This window comes from Lentzea aerocolonigenes (assembly GCF_000974445.1).
GTDB classification, from domain to species: Bacteria; Actinomycetota; Actinomycetes; order Mycobacteriales; family Pseudonocardiaceae; genus Lentzea; species Lentzea aerocolonigenes.
On record NZ_BBOJ01000003.1, the window covers coordinates 312,445 to 327,039 of the forward strand.

Annotated in this window: 13 protein-coding genes; all 13 read right to left on the minus strand. The window is 70.0% G+C overall.

The window, feature by feature from the left end; all coding sequences use genetic code 11:
- Positions 1–41 precede the first annotated feature (41 nt).
- Positions 42–1,127 carry an iron-containing alcohol dehydrogenase family protein gene (locus AOM45_RS07485; RefSeq protein ID WP_081902019.1) on the minus strand — a complete coding sequence of 362 codons (1,086 nt, stop codon included), beginning with the start codon at positions 1,125–1,127 and terminating at the stop codon, positions 42–44.
- Complete coding sequence (locus tag AOM45_RS07490; protein WP_156093761.1) at positions 1,124–1,849, minus strand: aspartate/glutamate racemase family protein; 726 nt, start codon at positions 1,847–1,849, stop codon at positions 1,124–1,126. Before AOM45_RS07490 ends, AOM45_RS07485 begins: the two co-directional genes overlap by 4 nt.
- Positions 1,837–2,799, minus strand: a complete 963-nt coding sequence (locus tag AOM45_RS07495; RefSeq protein WP_081902020.1) for a transketolase family protein — start codon at positions 2,797–2,799, stop codon at positions 1,837–1,839. Before AOM45_RS07495 ends, AOM45_RS07490 begins: the two co-directional genes overlap by 13 nt.
- A complete protein-coding gene (locus tag AOM45_RS07500; RefSeq protein ID WP_035909814.1) occupies positions 2,796–3,611 on the minus strand; it encodes a transketolase in 816 nt (271 codons plus the stop codon). The genes AOM45_RS07495 and AOM45_RS07500 overlap by 4 nt, the downstream gene beginning before the upstream one ends.
- Positions 3,605–5,014, minus strand: a complete 1,410-nt coding sequence (locus tag AOM45_RS07505; RefSeq protein WP_051783088.1) for a class I adenylate-forming enzyme family protein — start codon at positions 5,012–5,014, stop codon at positions 3,605–3,607. Before AOM45_RS07505 ends, AOM45_RS07500 begins: the two co-directional genes overlap by 7 nt.
- Positions 5,011–5,859, minus strand: coding sequence for a GNAT family N-acetyltransferase (locus AOM45_RS07510; protein ID WP_051783089.1), 849 nt, complete (start codon positions 5,857–5,859; stop codon positions 5,011–5,013). Before AOM45_RS07510 ends, AOM45_RS07505 begins: the two co-directional genes overlap by 4 nt.
- A complete protein-coding gene (locus AOM45_RS07515; protein ID WP_051783091.1) occupies positions 5,856–6,941 on the minus strand; it encodes a pyridoxal phosphate-dependent aminotransferase in 1,086 nt (361 codons plus the stop codon). Before AOM45_RS07515 ends, AOM45_RS07510 begins: the two co-directional genes overlap by 4 nt.
- Positions 6,942–6,954: 13 nt before the next feature.
- Positions 6,955–8,760 (minus strand): condensation domain-containing protein, encoded by a 1,806-nt coding sequence (locus tag AOM45_RS07520; protein ID WP_081902021.1) that lies wholly within the window; start codon positions 8,758–8,760, stop codon positions 6,955–6,957.
- A gap of 154 nt (positions 8,761–8,914) precedes the next feature.
- Positions 8,915–10,009, minus strand: a complete 1,095-nt coding sequence (locus AOM45_RS07525) for a M20 family metallopeptidase (protein ID WP_030467019.1) — start codon at positions 10,007–10,009, stop codon at positions 8,915–8,917.
- The gene (locus AOM45_RS07530; RefSeq protein ID WP_035909818.1) at positions 10,006–10,959 is read right to left on the minus strand and encodes a transketolase family protein; all 954 of its coding nucleotides are present in this window, start codon (positions 10,957–10,959) and stop codon (positions 10,006–10,008) included. The genes AOM45_RS07525 and AOM45_RS07530 overlap by 4 nt, the downstream gene beginning before the upstream one ends.
- Positions 10,959–12,104: an iron-containing alcohol dehydrogenase family protein gene (locus AOM45_RS07535; RefSeq protein WP_162185640.1), complete on the minus strand. Its 1,146-nt coding sequence runs from the start codon at positions 12,102–12,104 to the stop codon at positions 10,959–10,961. Before AOM45_RS07535 ends, AOM45_RS07530 begins: the two co-directional genes overlap by 1 nt.
- Entirely contained in the window at positions 12,101–13,429 is a 1,329-nt protein-coding gene (locus AOM45_RS07540) for a DegT/DnrJ/EryC1/StrS family aminotransferase (RefSeq protein WP_030467022.1), read from the minus strand. Before AOM45_RS07540 ends, AOM45_RS07535 begins: the two co-directional genes overlap by 4 nt.
- Positions 13,426–14,592, minus strand: a complete 1,167-nt coding sequence (locus AOM45_RS07545; protein ID WP_030467023.1) for a M24 family metallopeptidase — start codon at positions 14,590–14,592, stop codon at positions 13,426–13,428. Before AOM45_RS07545 ends, AOM45_RS07540 begins: the two co-directional genes overlap by 4 nt.
- Between the last annotated feature and the right edge of the window lie 3 nt (positions 14,593–14,595).

Consider the following 14,595-nt stretch of genomic DNA (forward strand, 5'->3'; position numbering starts at 1 on the left):
GAACCGAAAGAAGAAGGCCCGGCAGCAGCCGGGCCTTCTTGCTATGCCGCGCGATACATCTCGGCTATGTCGTCGACCGTCGCGTCGAACCGCCAGTTGGCTCGGACCGGTCCGTACTGGAGTGCGTCGGCGGCGAGCTGATCGGCGTTGCCGGCCGGGAACTCCCGCTCCACCCCGAGACGGTCGAGCAACGCGGTGAGCCCGTCGGCGAACGCGTCGGCGCCGAAGCACGACGCCAGGTCCGCGTCCCGCTGTTCCTGCACGTGCCGGCTGGCGCGCAACACCGCTGGGGCCACGACCACGTTGGCGATCCCGTGCGGGATGCCGTACCGCTGCGTCAGCGGGTAGCCGAGCGCGTGCACCAGCCCGGCATTGGCCTGCGCCATGGCGAGGTTCGCCTGGAGACACCCCGCGCTCAACTCGGCGGAGTCGTTCGAGAGCAACGAGGAGACGATCCGCTGCACTCCAGGCAGCGCCAGCGCGTCGCTGAACGGCGTCGCGGCACGGGCGAGGTAGGCCTCGGCACCGTGCATCAACGCGTCCAGCGCACACGCGAGCATGGCCGGGTACGGCAGTGTGGTCGTCAGGTCCGGATCGATGACGACCGCGCGGGGAACCAGCGACGGACCGCTGACCGCGTGTCTGCGCTCCCCGTCGGTCACCACGGCGTGTGACGACACCTCGCCACCGCTGCCTGGTGTGGTCGGTACGGCGACGAGAGGCAGGGCCGGGCCCTGCGACCGTTCCAGGCCGTACAGGGACTCCAGCGGCCCCTCAGAGCCGTGCAGGGCCACCACGGCTTTGGCGACGTCGAGGACGCTGCCGCCGCCGACGGCGATCACCCCGTCGTGGCCGGGCAAGACGTCCCGGCACGCGACGACCTCGTTGACGCAGGCCGATCCGGCGGAAGACGGGACCTGGCGCCCGACCACCTCGGCAGGCCCGCAGACGTACACGGAACGCGGTATGTCCAGCGCGTCCAGCACCCGGTCCACCACGCGAGCGGCGAGCACGCCGTGGTCGGTGACCACGAGTGCCCGCCGCATTCCGCACTCCCGCACGACGTCGGGAAGCTGCGTGGTGGATCCGGCGCCGAACCGCACGCTGGGCGGCAGGCGCAGTCTCATCGCACCCTGCCTCCCAGCGCGGCGAGCCCCGACGTGGCCACCGCCGGCCGCTCGAACCCGCTGACCGCCCAGTCCAGCGCGGTCAGGATGTCGAAGATCGGCACGGGCGAGTTCGCCCGCACGTCGTCCAGCACGGCCGGCAGCATGGTGCACTCGCACACGATCGCGCCGAGCGAGGGTTCGCGCGCCAGCATGTCCTCGACGACCGAGAGCAGGTCCTGGCGCATCTGCCCGCGCAGGGCCGGCGTGATCTCCTTGGTCTCCAGGAACTCGAGCCACGACGGGTGCTTCCCGACCCCGCCGACCACGACCGGCACGTCGTCCGAGCTCCAGCCGCTGGCGCGGAAGTTGCGCTCCCCCACCGCCTCGGTGAAGAACGTGAGCACACCGATCGGCCGGTTGCCGACGAGGGTCGAGATGGCGGGAACCAGCGCGAGGCTCGACGTCACGACGGGCACGGACACCGAGGCGCTCAACTGGTCCTGCAGCAACGCGATGAGCCCGCAGTTCGCGGTGATCACGGTGGCGCCCTGGGCCTCCAGCTCGCGTGCCGCCTCGACGTACAGCGGCAGCATGGCCTCGGCCTCTGCCTGGCTGCGCGGGGTGGTGGAGCCGCGCACGACGTGCCGGATCACCGGGTAGCCGAACGTCTCGGCCGACGCCATGCAGCCCGGCACGTCGGCCATCTTGCCCTCCAGCATGAGGATTCCTAGGACACCCATGCCCGCACCTGCCTCTCGACACCCTCGGCGTCCAGCTCGAACCGGCGCAGCTGTTCGGCGTAGTCGCCGATCTCCTTGACGAACGCGTCCGGCAGCCCGATCCGGCGCAACGGCACCGGCGCGTGCTCGGCGAGCACCTCCGCCACCGCGCTGCCCAGGCCACCGATCGTCGAGTGCTCCTCGACGGTCACGACCCGGCCGGTCCTGGACGCGCTGCGCACCAGCAGTTCGCGGTCGATCGGCTTGATCGTCGGCATGTCGATCACCTCGACGTCACCGAGGCGTTCGGCGGCCTTCAGGACCTCGGGCACGATCGTCACGCCGCACGTCACGATCGTCAGCCGAGAACCTTCACGCAGCACACGTCCGCGCCCGATCTCAAACGATTCGTGCGCGTCGTAGACCTGCGGGCCCGGCTCCACACCGAGCCGCAGGTACACCGGCGCGTTGTGGGCGAACGCCGCGCGCGTCGCGTCGTAGGCCTGCACCGCGTCCGCGGGCGCGATCACCGTGAGGTTCGGCAACGCCCGTGCCACCGAGACGTCCTCGATGGCGTGGTGCGTCGGGCCGGAGAACCCGGCCGCGATGCCGGTGAACATGCCCGCGATCACCACCGGCGCGCGGTGGTAGCAGATGTCGAGCCGCACCTGTTCGGCCGCGCGCATCAACGCGAACGTGCCGAACGTGTTGAGGAACGGCCGTTTCCCGCCCATCGCCAGACCCGCGGCCGCGCCGACCGCGCTCGCCTCGGCGATGCCGAAGTCGAGGAACCGGTCCGGCATCCGCTCGCGGAACTCGAGTCCCCAGCAGTCGCCGAGGTCGGCCTCGACGGACACCACGCGCGGATCCTCCCGCGCGAGGTCGAGCTGGGCCAGGCGGCACGCCTCGAACGCCGTCGTCGTCGCCGGGTCGAACCGCACCCCTTCGCGGAGGTCGGCGAGCGCGGTCATGACGCACCCCCGAGTTCCTGGAGCGCCTGCTGCTTCAGGTCCGCGGAAAGGTGGCCGTAGTGCCAGGCGTTGGTGTTCTCGGAGAACGACAACCCCTTGCCCTTCACCGTCTTCGCGATGATCGCGGTCGGCCGGCTCCAGGTGAGCGGCACCTCGTGCAGGACGTTGGACAGTTCGCCGACGTCGTGACCGTCGACCTCGACGGTCGCCCAGCCGAACGCGCGCCACTTGTCCGCGAACGGCTCCAGCGCCATGATCTCCTCGGTCGGGCCGTCCTCCTGGATGCCGTTGCGGTCGACGATCACCACGAGGTTGTCGAGCTGGTAGTGCGCGGCGGCCATCGCGGCCTCCCACACCGAGCCCTCCTGGCACTCGCCGTCGCCGACGATCACGAACACCCTGCTGGGCAGCCCTTGCGCCTGCGCGGCCATCGCGAGGCCGACACCGACGGGAAGACCGTGGCCGAGCGAGCCGGTGGCCAGCTCGACGCCGGGAACCCCGGTGTGCGGGTGGCCGGCGAGCCTGCTGCCCGTCTTCTTGTAGGTGTCCAGTTCGGACACCGGGAAGAAGCCGGCCTCGGCGAGCGCGGCGTAGTAGGCGGCGCTGGAGTGGCCCTTGCTGAAGATGAGCCGGTCGCGGCCTGGCCTGGCCGGATCCGCCGGATCGACGCGCAGCACGCCGTCGAAGTAGAGCGTGGTCAGTATCTCGACGACCGACATCGAGCCGCCGACGTGCGCGCCGGGCGAGTCGGCCGCCAGGTGCACCACGTGCTTGCGCAACGTGCGTGCTCTCTCAGCGAGGTCGTTCACCATCGGGTCCTCCCGTGTGCACCGGCCGCCCGGAGCAGGGACCGGTTGATCTTCGAAGTGGGGGTCATCGGCAGCCGGTCGACCACGTGGACGTGGTTCGGCACCTTGAACGACGCCAGCCGCGTGCGGCACCAGGTCCGCACGTCCGCGGCGTCCAGTCGCGCGCCGGGCAGCGGCACGACGAACGCGGCGACGTCCTCGTCGGACATCTCTCCCGGCACGCCCACCACGGCGCCCAGCAGCACGGCCGGGTGCTCGGCGAGCGCCTCCTCGACCTCGGCCGGGTCGACGTGCTCGCCGCGCCGGCGGATCACGTCGGTGCGGCGCGCGGCGAAGTACACGTGCGCGTCGTCGTCCATCCAGCCGAGATCGCCGGTGCGCAGCCAGGACTCCGTGAAGACGGTGCGGGTCCTGGCCGGATCGCGGTGGTAGCCCTTCATCAGGCCGGGGCCGCGCACCTGGATCTCGCCGATCTCACCGGCGGGAGCGTCCACGCGCACCTCGGCGGGTGGCAGCGGCGTGCCCATCGAACCGGGCCGCGGGTCGTACGGATCGCCGCACAGCACCGTGTTCGTCTCGCTCATCCCGTAGCCCTCGACGACGGCCGTGCCGAACCGTTCGGTGAACTCACGGGCCACGTCGGGCCGCGCGCCGCCGCCGTAGACCAGGCGCAGGTTGTGCTCCGCCGGTTCGACGGGACTGCGCAGGACGAGGGTGAGCATCTCGCCGAGGTGGCGGAACACGGTCGCGTCGAACCGCGCGACCTGGTCCCAGAAGCCCGACGCGCTGAACTTGGGCACCACACCGATCGACGCGCCCGCTTGCAGGGCGCTGACCGCGAACGACTGGCCGGCCATGTGGAACAGCGGCAGGCACGCCAGCAGACGGTCCTCGGGTACCAGGCCGAGCCTGAGCACGAACGCGGGAGCCGGTGCCGTGTACGAGGTGTGGCTGAGCACGCAACCCTTGGGCGCCCCGGTCGTGCCGGACGTGTAGAGCAGGGTGACCGGATCGCCGGGGTCGACCTGCACGGCCGGTGCGGTCGGTGCCGTCACGTCCAGTTGCCCGGGCTTCGTGGAACGCCAGGGCAACGGGCGATCCGTGACGACCAGCACCGCCTCCGAGTGCGCGAGCAGCGGTTCCAGTTCGGCGTCGCGCAACGCGGGGTTGAGCGGCACGAACACGGCTCCGAGCTTCGCGACCGCGAGCCACAGCGTGAGCAGGAGCGGCGAGTTCGGCAGCACCGCCGCGACCGCGTCTCCCCGGCCCATGCCCAGATCACGCAACGCCTGCGCGCATCCGTTGACGCGGGCTGCGTAGTCCACATAGGACATATCGGGGCCGAGCAGCACCGGCCGGTCGCCGAACCTGGCCACCGCCTCGTCGAACAACTCCCCCAGCGTCATAGCGCGCCCCTGCGCAGCACGTAGGTCGGCGGCGCCCCGCGCTCGTGGACCCGCAGGCCGACGGCGCGGTAGCCGCGGCCGAGGTAGCCGCCGAGCAGGTCGCGGCTCGTGTGCCGCCAGGAGATCGCGAGCTCCTTGTCGCGGGAGCTGATGGCGTAGACGTCCCACGGCACCTTGAGCAGCACGGTGTGGTCGTCGCACTCGGTCGTGGACCACGCGGGCACCGGGAGGTCGTTGCGGGAGAAGCGGATGTCGTTGACCGGCGTGCCGCCGCCGAGGTCGCGTTGCCGGGGCACGTGCGGCACGTGCCAGGCGACGAGCAGCCGGTCGGTCTCGAGGCCCGCGTTCAGGCCCTGCCCGACGCCGTACGCGTTGACCACGTACTCGACCCCGACCGCGCCGAGCTTGTTGAGGTTGAACACCACGTTGCGCCCCGACAGCGGGTCGAACGTCCAGGTGATCAGCCGGAACCCGTGCTGGGCGGCGAGGTGGGCCTGGTACTGCTTGAGCCGGAAGCCGAGACCGAGGTTCTGGTACTCGGGCGCGACCGCGGCGAGCACCGAGCACTGCTTGACCTCGTCGTGCTCGGTGACGCCGGGGAACGAGAACACGAACCCGGCGAGATCGCCGTCGGAGGTGAACGCGCCGAGCACGAAACCGCCGTTCTCCTGCGCGGTCACCATGTCCAGCAACGGCACCCGCGCGATGTCCTCCTCGCCCCAGATGCGGCGCTGGAGGTCCTCGCACGCGGTGTACTCGTCGTGGCCCTGGACGCGGCGCAGCACGATCGCCTCGCCGCCGAGGGTGATCTTCTCCACCTCGGTGGTGCCCGGTGTGATCGTCATGTCAGCTCCGCGAGTTCGAGGCCCGACAACGACTTCACGACCCGGCCGAGCCGGTCGAGGCCGTCGGTGAGCAGTTCGGCCGGCCGGGCGCAGGAGATCCGGACGTGACCAGGTGCGCCGAAGACGTCACCCGGCATGAGCAGCAACCGTTCGCGGTCGAGGAGTTCGTTGCATAGCTGCAACGACGTGGTCTCCGGCAGGTCGACGCGGCAGAAGACGTACGGCGTGCCCTGCGGTTCGAGCGGCTGGAGCTGGGGGTGTCCCGTGGCCCACTCCCGGAACACCCGCCAGCCGTCGGTGAGCCGCTGCCGGTACTCGGCGAGGTAGGTCTCGCGGCGGCGCAGCACCGCGAGGCCGAGGTCCTCCAGCAGCGGCGAGTTGCTGATCGTGGTGTAGCGGCGGTAGTTCACGCACTTCTCGACCACGTCGGACGGGCCGACGAGCCAGCCCAGCCGCAGTCCGGGGAAGCCGTACACCTTGGACAGCGAGCTGACCGAGCACGAGCCGGGCACGTGCTGCACGACGCTGCGGTCGAAGTCGGTGAGGTACTCCTCGTCGTTGACCACCAACGTCTTCGTTGCGCTCAGCGGTTCCCACTGCGCGTCGTCGAACGTCAGTCCGGTCGGGTTGTGCGGGCTGTTGAGCACCACCATGCGCGTGTTCTCGCCGACGGCAGCGGCTGTTCGCGCGCCGCCGTCCGCGTCACCGTTGGTCAGGTCGTAGTCGACGGTCTTCGTGGTCGCGCCGAACCGGGCGGGCAGGTCCAGCGTCTGCTGCCAGCCGGGCCCGCGGGCGACGACCTCGTCACCGGGTTCGAGCAGCGACGCGTACAGCAGGTAGAGCGCTTCCTGCGCGCCGTGCGTGATCAGCACGTTCTCCGGCCGCACGCGGTAGAGCCCGGCGATCGTCTCGCGGAGCTGCCCTGCGCCGCGGTCGACGTCGTAGCCGGCCTTCGTGGTCATCTCCGCGAGCAGCGGCTCGACGCTGTGCGCCTCCATGCCGCTGACCGCGAGGTCGACGTCGTACCGGCCGGCCGCCACGTCGAACAGCCACTCCTGCGAGCGGTAAGCGGGGACGGACATCTGGGGACCTCCTTCAGGCACGGGACCGCAGTCGCTGCAAGGCGGCGGCGACCTCGTCGTCGGACATGCTCTGCACGGTCTCGGCGAGATCGGGCTCTTCGGGTGTTTCGCCGGGTCCTTCCTCGATCACTTCCGCGAGTGACGCGACCGTGCTGGCCTGGAAGAGCTCCAGGACGGTGAGACGCGAACCCAGCTGGGCGTTGATGTCGGCCACCAGCTCGGTGGCGAGGAACGAGTGCCCGCCCAGCGCGAAGAAGTCGTCGTCACGGCCGATCCGCTCGACGTCGAGCTTGGCGGCCCACAGCCTCGTGAGCTGTTCCTCCAGCGGTGACACGTCCTGAGGACTCCTCTGCTCGGGGATGTCCTCCTCGGGCTCCCAGTCGGGAAGGCGCGGGGCGGGCAGTTCGTCGAGCTTCTGCTCGGGCTCGCGCACCGCCGCGGCGAGGATCTCCTGGTAGGCCTCGCAGATCAGCTCGGCACTCGCGCGTTCGATCCAGTCGGCGTTGTACTCGAACCGGGCGCTCAGCCCCTCCAGCTTCTCGTCGAGCACGAGCTCGAAGTCGAACCGGACGGTGTCGTTCGACATGCCGTCGCACCGCATCCGCACGTCCGGGCCGAACGGCGTGACGCTGCGCATCATCGGCGTGCCGGCGTAGCTGAAGATGGTCTGCGCGATGGGGTTCGACTGCCCGTTGCGCGCAGGCCTCGTGTCCTCGACGAGCTTGCCGAACGGCAGGTCCGCGTGCTTGAGCGCGTCGAACGTGACGTCGCGGACCCGGTCGACGAGCTCGCCGAACGACGGGTTGGCGTCCAGCGAGGTGCGCAGGACCACGGTGTTGGTGAGCGAACCGGCGACCCGTTCGAACTCGGCCCGGTCACGCCCGGCGAGCGGGGTCGCGACCGCGATGTCGTCCCGGCCGCTCAGCCGCATCAGCAGCACCTGGTAGGCGGCGAGCAGCACCATGAACGGCGACGAGGCCCGCTTCTTGGCCAGCTCGTCGACGAGGGCCGCGGTGGTCGGCTCGACCTGGAACGCGACGGTGCGCCCGTCGAGCCCCGGCCGCTTGGGGTGGTCGTAGGACAGCCCGAGCCCGGCGTACCCGCGCACCTGCTCGCGCCAGTAGCCGAGGAGTTCGTCGGTTCGGTCGCTGTCGAGTGCGTTTCGTTGCCAGGCAGCGAAGTCGCCGAACTGGACGGGGTCCTCGTCGAGCTGTGGCGATGTGCCCGTGATCCGTGCCGTGTAGCACTTGGCGAGCTCCTCCACGACGACGCCGATCGATCCGCCGTCGGCGATGGTGTGCGAGGCGACCCAGATGAGCACATGCCTCTCGCTTGACAGCTTCTGCAGCTCGACGGTGCACAGTGGACCTTCTTCGAGGTCGAACACCGTGCGCGCCAGCTCGAACGCCCTGGCATCAGCCAACGCGTCCGGCTCCTCGTACCCGCTGAGGTCCCGCACCGGGAGTTCGCGCTTCTGGTGCTCGCGCACGATCTGGCGCAGGCCTTCCGGGGACTGTTGGAGGGTCGTCCGCAGCACGTCGTGCCGCTCGATCACGTCGTTGAGGGCACCGGTGAGCGCGTCGACGTCGAGAGGTCCGTCCAGGGCGAAGCGGAACGGCACGTTGTAGTTCGGCACGCCAGGCGCCAGCCGGCTCAGGAACCACAGCTGCTCCTGCGCGAACGACGCGGGAATCGGCCCGCTCGGGTCCACCCGCGGCACCCGCCTCTGGAGTGCGGGTGCGCCCTGTCGAGCCCGGGCGACCAGTCGCGCTCGCTGCTCGGGTGTGAGCCGGGCGAGCCTGGCGACGGAATCGTTCACGGTTCCTCCTCGGCCGGTGTATCGCTCAGTTGCCGCGAAACTAGCTCCGGGGAGTTAGCAACCGGTTATGGCACAAGGGATCTGTTCACTGACGATGAACGGCGCATTCGTCCACCTGAGGTGGGCAAATGCGCCGTTCATCCAGACTTCGTGCTCAGGGGCGTGCACTCGTCGCCACACTTGGCAACTCACTCATGCTCTCCAGCCGGTGCAGCATCTCGGCCAGCCAGGCGGCGCGCCGCGGAATGTCCGCCAGCACCACGTGCTCGTCGACCGCGTGCGCCCCGCCACCATCGGCGCCGAGTCCGTCGATCGTCGGCACGCCGGCGGCAGCCGTGACGTTGCCGTCGCTCACCCCGCCCACCGCCATCTCGGTCAGCTCCCAGTCGGCGCACGACGCCGCCAGCTCCACCAGGGCCTCGACCGCCGGCGTCCGTTCCATCGGCGCCTTGTGCACGCCACCGGTCACCCGCACCGAGGCACGCGGATCAACCGGCAACAACCCGTGCGCGGCCGAGTCGATGCGCGCGCCCTCCTCGGCGGTCCAGAAACGGCTCTCGAACAAAGCCGAAGCCCGCGCCGGCACCACGTTGCGGCCCGTGCCACCGTCGACGCGACCGACGTTCACCGTGGTCTCGCCTGAGGTCATGGAAGCCAGTGCCGACACCTGGTGCGCCAGCTCGACCACGGCGTTCACCCCGCCCGCGAAGTCGAGGCCGGGGTGCGCGGCACGGCCGGTCACCTCCAGGGTGTACATGCCGATGCCCTTGCGACGCGTCTTCAAAGCACCACCCGGACCGCACGGCTCCAGCACGAACGCGCACCGGCTGCGGGCGGCCTCGGCCGTGATCAGGTCCTGCGAGCCGGGACTGCCGAGCTCCTCGTCGGCGTTCAGCAGCACGGTCACGTCCGGCGAGTCCAAAGAGGACAAGGCCGACACGATCTGCACGAGCCCGGCCTTCATGTCGTACACACCGGGCCCAGATGCCACGCCATCCGAGACCGTGTACGGACGCTCCTCCAACGTGCCGCAAGGCCACACGGTGTCCACGTGGCCCAGCAACAACACCGGCGACCGTTGGGCGCCGAACCGAGCGACCATCACCGGCGTGCCATCAGAACCAGCAGACCGTTCGACACGGCCGCCGGAAGCAGAAAGCAGCTCGCCCAGGACGTCCTGCACCTCAATGCAAGCAGCGTGGTCGGAAGACGGCGACTCGATCTCCACGAGCTGCTGCAACAAGCTCATCGCAGCCTCCTCATCACGGCCTCGTACACGTCGTGGACGCCGAGGCCGTACAGGTCGAGGATCTCCTCGTACTCGTCGCTGCGCGTGCAGAACACGTCCGGCACGCCGAACCGCAGCACGGGCACCGGCTCGTTCTCCAGGACCACGGCCGCCACCGCGCTGCCCAGACCGCCCAGCAAGTTGTGGTCCTCGTAGGTCACGATCAAGCCGGTCTCGCGCGCGGCCGCGACGATCGCGGGAACGTCCAGCGGCTTCAGCGTGTGCATGTTCAGCACCCGGCACGAGATTCCGCGCGACGCCAGCCGGGAGGCCACCTCCACGGCTCGCGGCACGACCAGGCACCCGGTGGCGATGATCGTGACGTCGGAACCCTCGCACAACGTCACGGCCTTGCCGATCTCGAACGGGTACTCGGAGGAGTACACCATCGGCGTGTCACCGCGAGACGCCCGCAGGTACACCGGGCCCTCGACGGACGCCGCCGCTTGCGTGGCGAGATAGGCTTCGTAGGCGTCGGCGGGCGAGAGCACGGTGAAGCCCGGCAGGGCCGTGGTCACCGCGATGTCCTCGGTGCAGTGGTGCGTCGGACCGGCGAAGCCACCGGAAAGCCCGGTGTAGTACCCGACGACCTTCACGTTCGCCTTCGGGTACGACAGGTCCACGCGCATCTGCTCACACGCGCGCATCGAGGCGAAGACGGCGAACGTGTTGACGTACGGGATGCGACCGGACTGCGCGAGGCCGGAGGCGACGCCGAGCAGGTTCGCCTCGGCGATGCCGATCTGCCGGTACCGGTCGGGGAACTCCTTCCCGAACGGCACGGACGGCAGCGCCAGGTCGTTCTCCAGCGAGTACACGCGGTCGTCGGAGCGAGCCAGATCGAGCTGCGCCACGCGGCACGTGGTGCGGCTCGACGTACCGTGCTCGGAAACCCAGGTGTCGAGTGACATCACGACCTCGCAAGCGCGGCGCGGAGAATGCGCCGCGTGTCGTCGACGGTGACGGGAACGGGGTTGAGCCCCAGGTGGAAGCCGTCGGCCTGCACCTTGTCCACGAGAGCGGGCAGGTCCTCTTCCCCCACACCGATCTCGGTCAAAGACGGAATCGGCAGCGAGGCGACCAGGGAGCGCACGACCTCGATGCCCGCCCGGCCCAGCGCGGCCGAGTCACCGGCGGACCGGACGCCCAGAGCACGCGCGATGTCCGCGAACCGGTCCGGCATGTGCGGCAGGTTGTGCTCCATCGCGTCGGCGAGGAACAACGCCACACCAACGCCGTGGTGCACGTCGAAGAGCGCGTTCACGGCGTGCGCGAACGCGTGGTCCGCGGCTCCACCGCCCTTCATCGAGATGCCGGCGGTCAGCGCGCCGGTCATCATCTGGTCGCGGGCGCGCAGGTCGTCGCCGCGTTCAACCGCATCAGGCAGCCAGCGGCTGATCGTGGTGATCGCCTGCAACGCCATCGCGTCGGCCAGCGGCTGCGACTCGACGGACGTGTACGCGCCGATCGCGTGCGCCAGCGCGTCGACACCGGACGCGGCGGTGGGGCCGGCGGGCAGCGTCAGGGTCAACCGCGGATCGCACAACGCGACCTGCGCGGGCGTCGCGACGACGTGCATCTTGAACGCCCGGCTGCTGTCGGTGATGATCGCACCCGCCACGACCTCGCTGCCGGTGCCCGCGGTGGTGGGCACCTGGACGAGCGGCGGTGGCGTTCCGGTCACCTCACGCGCACCGTCCTCGTAGGCCGTGATGCAGCCACCGTCGGCGATGATCACGGCCGCGGACTTGGCCACGTCCAGCGAACTGCCGCCGCCGACGCCGAGAATGCCGTCGCAGCCCAGCGTCTTGTACATGTACGCGGCACCGGCGACGTGTTGCTCGGTCGGGTTGGTCCGCAGGTCGGAGAACACGGTGTACGACACGCCCGCGTCCTTCACGGACTTCAGCACCGGGTCGATCACGCCCGCGTCCAGCACGCCCTGGTCAGTCACCACGAGCACGTGGCGGACTCCCAGCGAGCGCAACGCCTCACCGGCCGCACCGGCAGCGCCCGGTCCGTAGTGGATCTGCGGCACGAGGTGGAAGAAGTTCACCACAACCTGCTTTCCCGCTGCCACGGCTCGACGTAGTCGATCGTCGACGCGTACGCGCGCAGCTCGTCGATGTTGGAGAGGACCTTGGTGAACGCGTCGCGGTAGCGCTCGACCGAGTCCGGGTCGCGCAACGACGCCATGCACAGCCGTTTGCCGACCACGAGGGACGACCGGATGACCTCCAGCGTCGCCGGGTAGTCCTCCTGCCGGTAGCACTGGTCGCGCGAGGTCTTGCCGCACGTCCACGGGCAGCCCTGGCCGTAGCCCGCCTTCTGCTGGAACAACGTCTGCCCCGGCAGCGGCCGGTTCTGGTACGACATCACGCCGATGCCCTCGGCCAGCAACGCGTCCTGCACGGCCTGGCGGAACACACCGTTCGGCAGGCCCGCGACCGAACCGTCGAACAGCACGCGGAAGTGGTGGTACACGTGCGTTCGGTCGTCCGGGACGTGCGGCGGCGTCACACCGGGCACGTCGGCCAGCGCCTTCGCGAGCGTGCGCGCGCCCTCCTGCACCTGGGCGGTGTAGCTGTCCAGTCGGTCGATCTGGGTGCTGGTGAACGCGGCGACGATCCCGCTGAGCCGGTAGTTCCAGCCCATCGTGTGCGCGTTGTAGTCGCGCTCGCCGTTCGTGCCGATCGTCTCGCCGAACATCTTCACGGCGTCCGCGCGGTTGCGCAGCTCCGGCGAGGACGTGGTGAGCAGGCCGCCTTCTCCTGCCGTGGCGAGGTTCTTGCCCGCCATCACGCTGAACGCGGCCAGGTCACCCAACGAACCGGTGCGGCGGCCGCGGTACGTCGCGGCGTGCGCCTGCGCGGCGTCCTCGATGACGACCAGGTCGTGCTTGCGTGCAAAAGAAATGATCGCGTCCATGTCGGCGGGCAGGCCGTGCAGGTGAACGGCGATGATCGCCTTCGTGCGATCGGTGAGCTTCTCCTCCAGCCGGGAAGGATCGATGGTGAACGTGTCCGGCTCGACATCGACGAACACCGGAACGCCCTGGTGGTGCAGCACGCACGTGGCCGACGCGAGAAAGCTCAGCGCCGGCACCAGCACCTCGTCACCGGGGCCGACCCCGGCCGCGGCCACGGCGGCGTGCAGTGCCGCAGTGCCGCTGTTGACGGCGATGCAGTGCTCGGCGCCGACGTAGGCGGCCCACTTGCGTTCCAGCTCGGGCACCCTGGTGTCGTTGAGCCAGCTCAGGTTCCCGCTCAGCAACGTGTCGGTGACGGCCTGGACGTCGCGGTCCTCCACGATCGGCCAGCGGCTCTCGTCGACGCCGTCCGGCACGGCCGGGGTGCCACCGAGCACGGCGAGCGCGCTCACGACAGCACCTGCAGCTCACGCGGCACCCGCTTGTCGGTCAGCACCTCGCAACCGGACTCCGTGACGACGACGGTCTCGCTGAACCCGACGTGCCCGTTGAGCTCCGGCACGATCAGCGACGGCACGAGATGGAACACCATGTTGGGGCGCAACACCGTCTCGTCGCCTGGGTGCAGGTTCATGATGTGGCTCTCGTTCCAGCCGGGCGGGTAGCACACGCCGATCGAGTAGCCGGTCTCGTGCGTGTGGTCGCCGAACCCGTGCGCGAGGATCGCCTTGCGCGCGGCCGCGTCCACCTCGCCGGACGTGGCGCCGGGCCGGATCGTCGCGATCGCGGTCTCCAGCGCGTCGATCACGGCCTTCGCGCGTCCGGTGACGGACGGCGGCGGTGTGCCGATGAACCCGGTGCGCATGTTCGCCGCGCTGTACCGCTTGACGCAGCCGGAGAACTCGAGGAACACGATGTCGCCGTCGCGCAGCTCGCGGCCCTCCCACGTGCCGTGCGGCAGGCCGGACCGTTCGCCGCTGATGACGTACGGCGGGCTGCCGGGGTACTCGCTGCCGTGCCGCAAAGTCGCGGCGTACACGGCGGCGGCCACGTCGTTCTCGGTCTTGCCCGGCCGTGCCTCGGCGAGCGCGTCGACCATGCCGGCCATGGCGGCGTCCGCGGCCTGCCGGATGAACCCGAGCTCGGTGTCGGACTTCACCAGCCGGGCGGTCTCGACGAGGCCGGTGCCGTCGACCCACCGCACGTCACCGAGCGAGTCCATCAGCTTGCGGTAGGTGCGGATCGGGAAGAAGTAGCCACCCTCCTCAATGGACAACGTCTTGCCCGCGACCCCCAGGCCGCGCACGGTGTCCACGGTGACCTGCACCGGGTCGTCGGTGACGGTGTAGTCGACGTGGCGGTCGAGCCACGACAGGCGTTCGACGTTGATGCGCTCCTCGCGGTAGGTCAGCAGGAGCGGCTCGTCGTCCACCGGCACCATCAGCACCTGGTACATGTAGTAGCCCAGGGTCGTGTAGCCGGTGAGGTAGTAGATGTTCTCCGGGACGCTGACCAGGGCGATGTCGACACCCCGCTCGGCCATCCCCTTCCGCACGGTGTCCAGTCGTCCCCTGTACTCGTCCAGGGAGAACGCCAGGTTGTCGTTGTCGCGCATGTG

Excerpts from the sequence above, each read along its gene's own strand:
- AOM45_RS07485 (WP_081902019.1), bottom strand. The coding sequence starts at position 1,127 with ATGAGACTGCGCCTGCCGCCCAGCGTGCGGTTCGGCGCCGGATCCACC.
- AOM45_RS07490 (WP_156093761.1), bottom strand. The coding sequence starts at position 1,849 with ATGGGTGTCCTAGGAATCCTCATGCTGGAGGGCAAGATGGCCGACGTG.
- AOM45_RS07495 (WP_081902020.1), bottom strand. The coding sequence starts at position 2,799 with ATGACCGCGCTCGCCGACCTCCGCGAAGGGGTGCGGTTCGACCCGGCG.
- AOM45_RS07500 (WP_035909814.1), bottom strand. The coding sequence starts at position 3,611 with ATGGTGAACGACCTCGCTGAGAGAGCACGCACGTTGCGCAAGCACGTG.
- AOM45_RS07505 (WP_051783088.1), bottom strand. The coding sequence starts at position 5,014 with ATGACGCTGGGGGAGTTGTTCGACGAGGCGGTGGCCAGGTTCGGCGAC.
- AOM45_RS07510 (WP_051783089.1), bottom strand. The coding sequence starts at position 5,859 with ATGACGATCACACCGGGCACCACCGAGGTGGAGAAGATCACCCTCGGC.
- AOM45_RS07515 (WP_051783091.1), bottom strand. The coding sequence starts at position 6,941 with ATGTCCGTCCCCGCTTACCGCTCGCAGGAGTGGCTGTTCGACGTGGCG.
- AOM45_RS07525 (WP_030467019.1), bottom strand. The coding sequence starts at position 10,009 with ATGAGCTTGTTGCAGCAGCTCGTGGAGATCGAGTCGCCGTCTTCCGAC.
- AOM45_RS07530 (WP_035909818.1), bottom strand. The coding sequence starts at position 10,959 with ATGTCACTCGACACCTGGGTTTCCGAGCACGGTACGTCGAGCCGCACC.
- AOM45_RS07545 (WP_030467023.1), bottom strand. The coding sequence starts at position 14,592 with ATGCGCGACAACGACAACCTGGCGTTCTCCCTGGACGAGTACAGGGGA.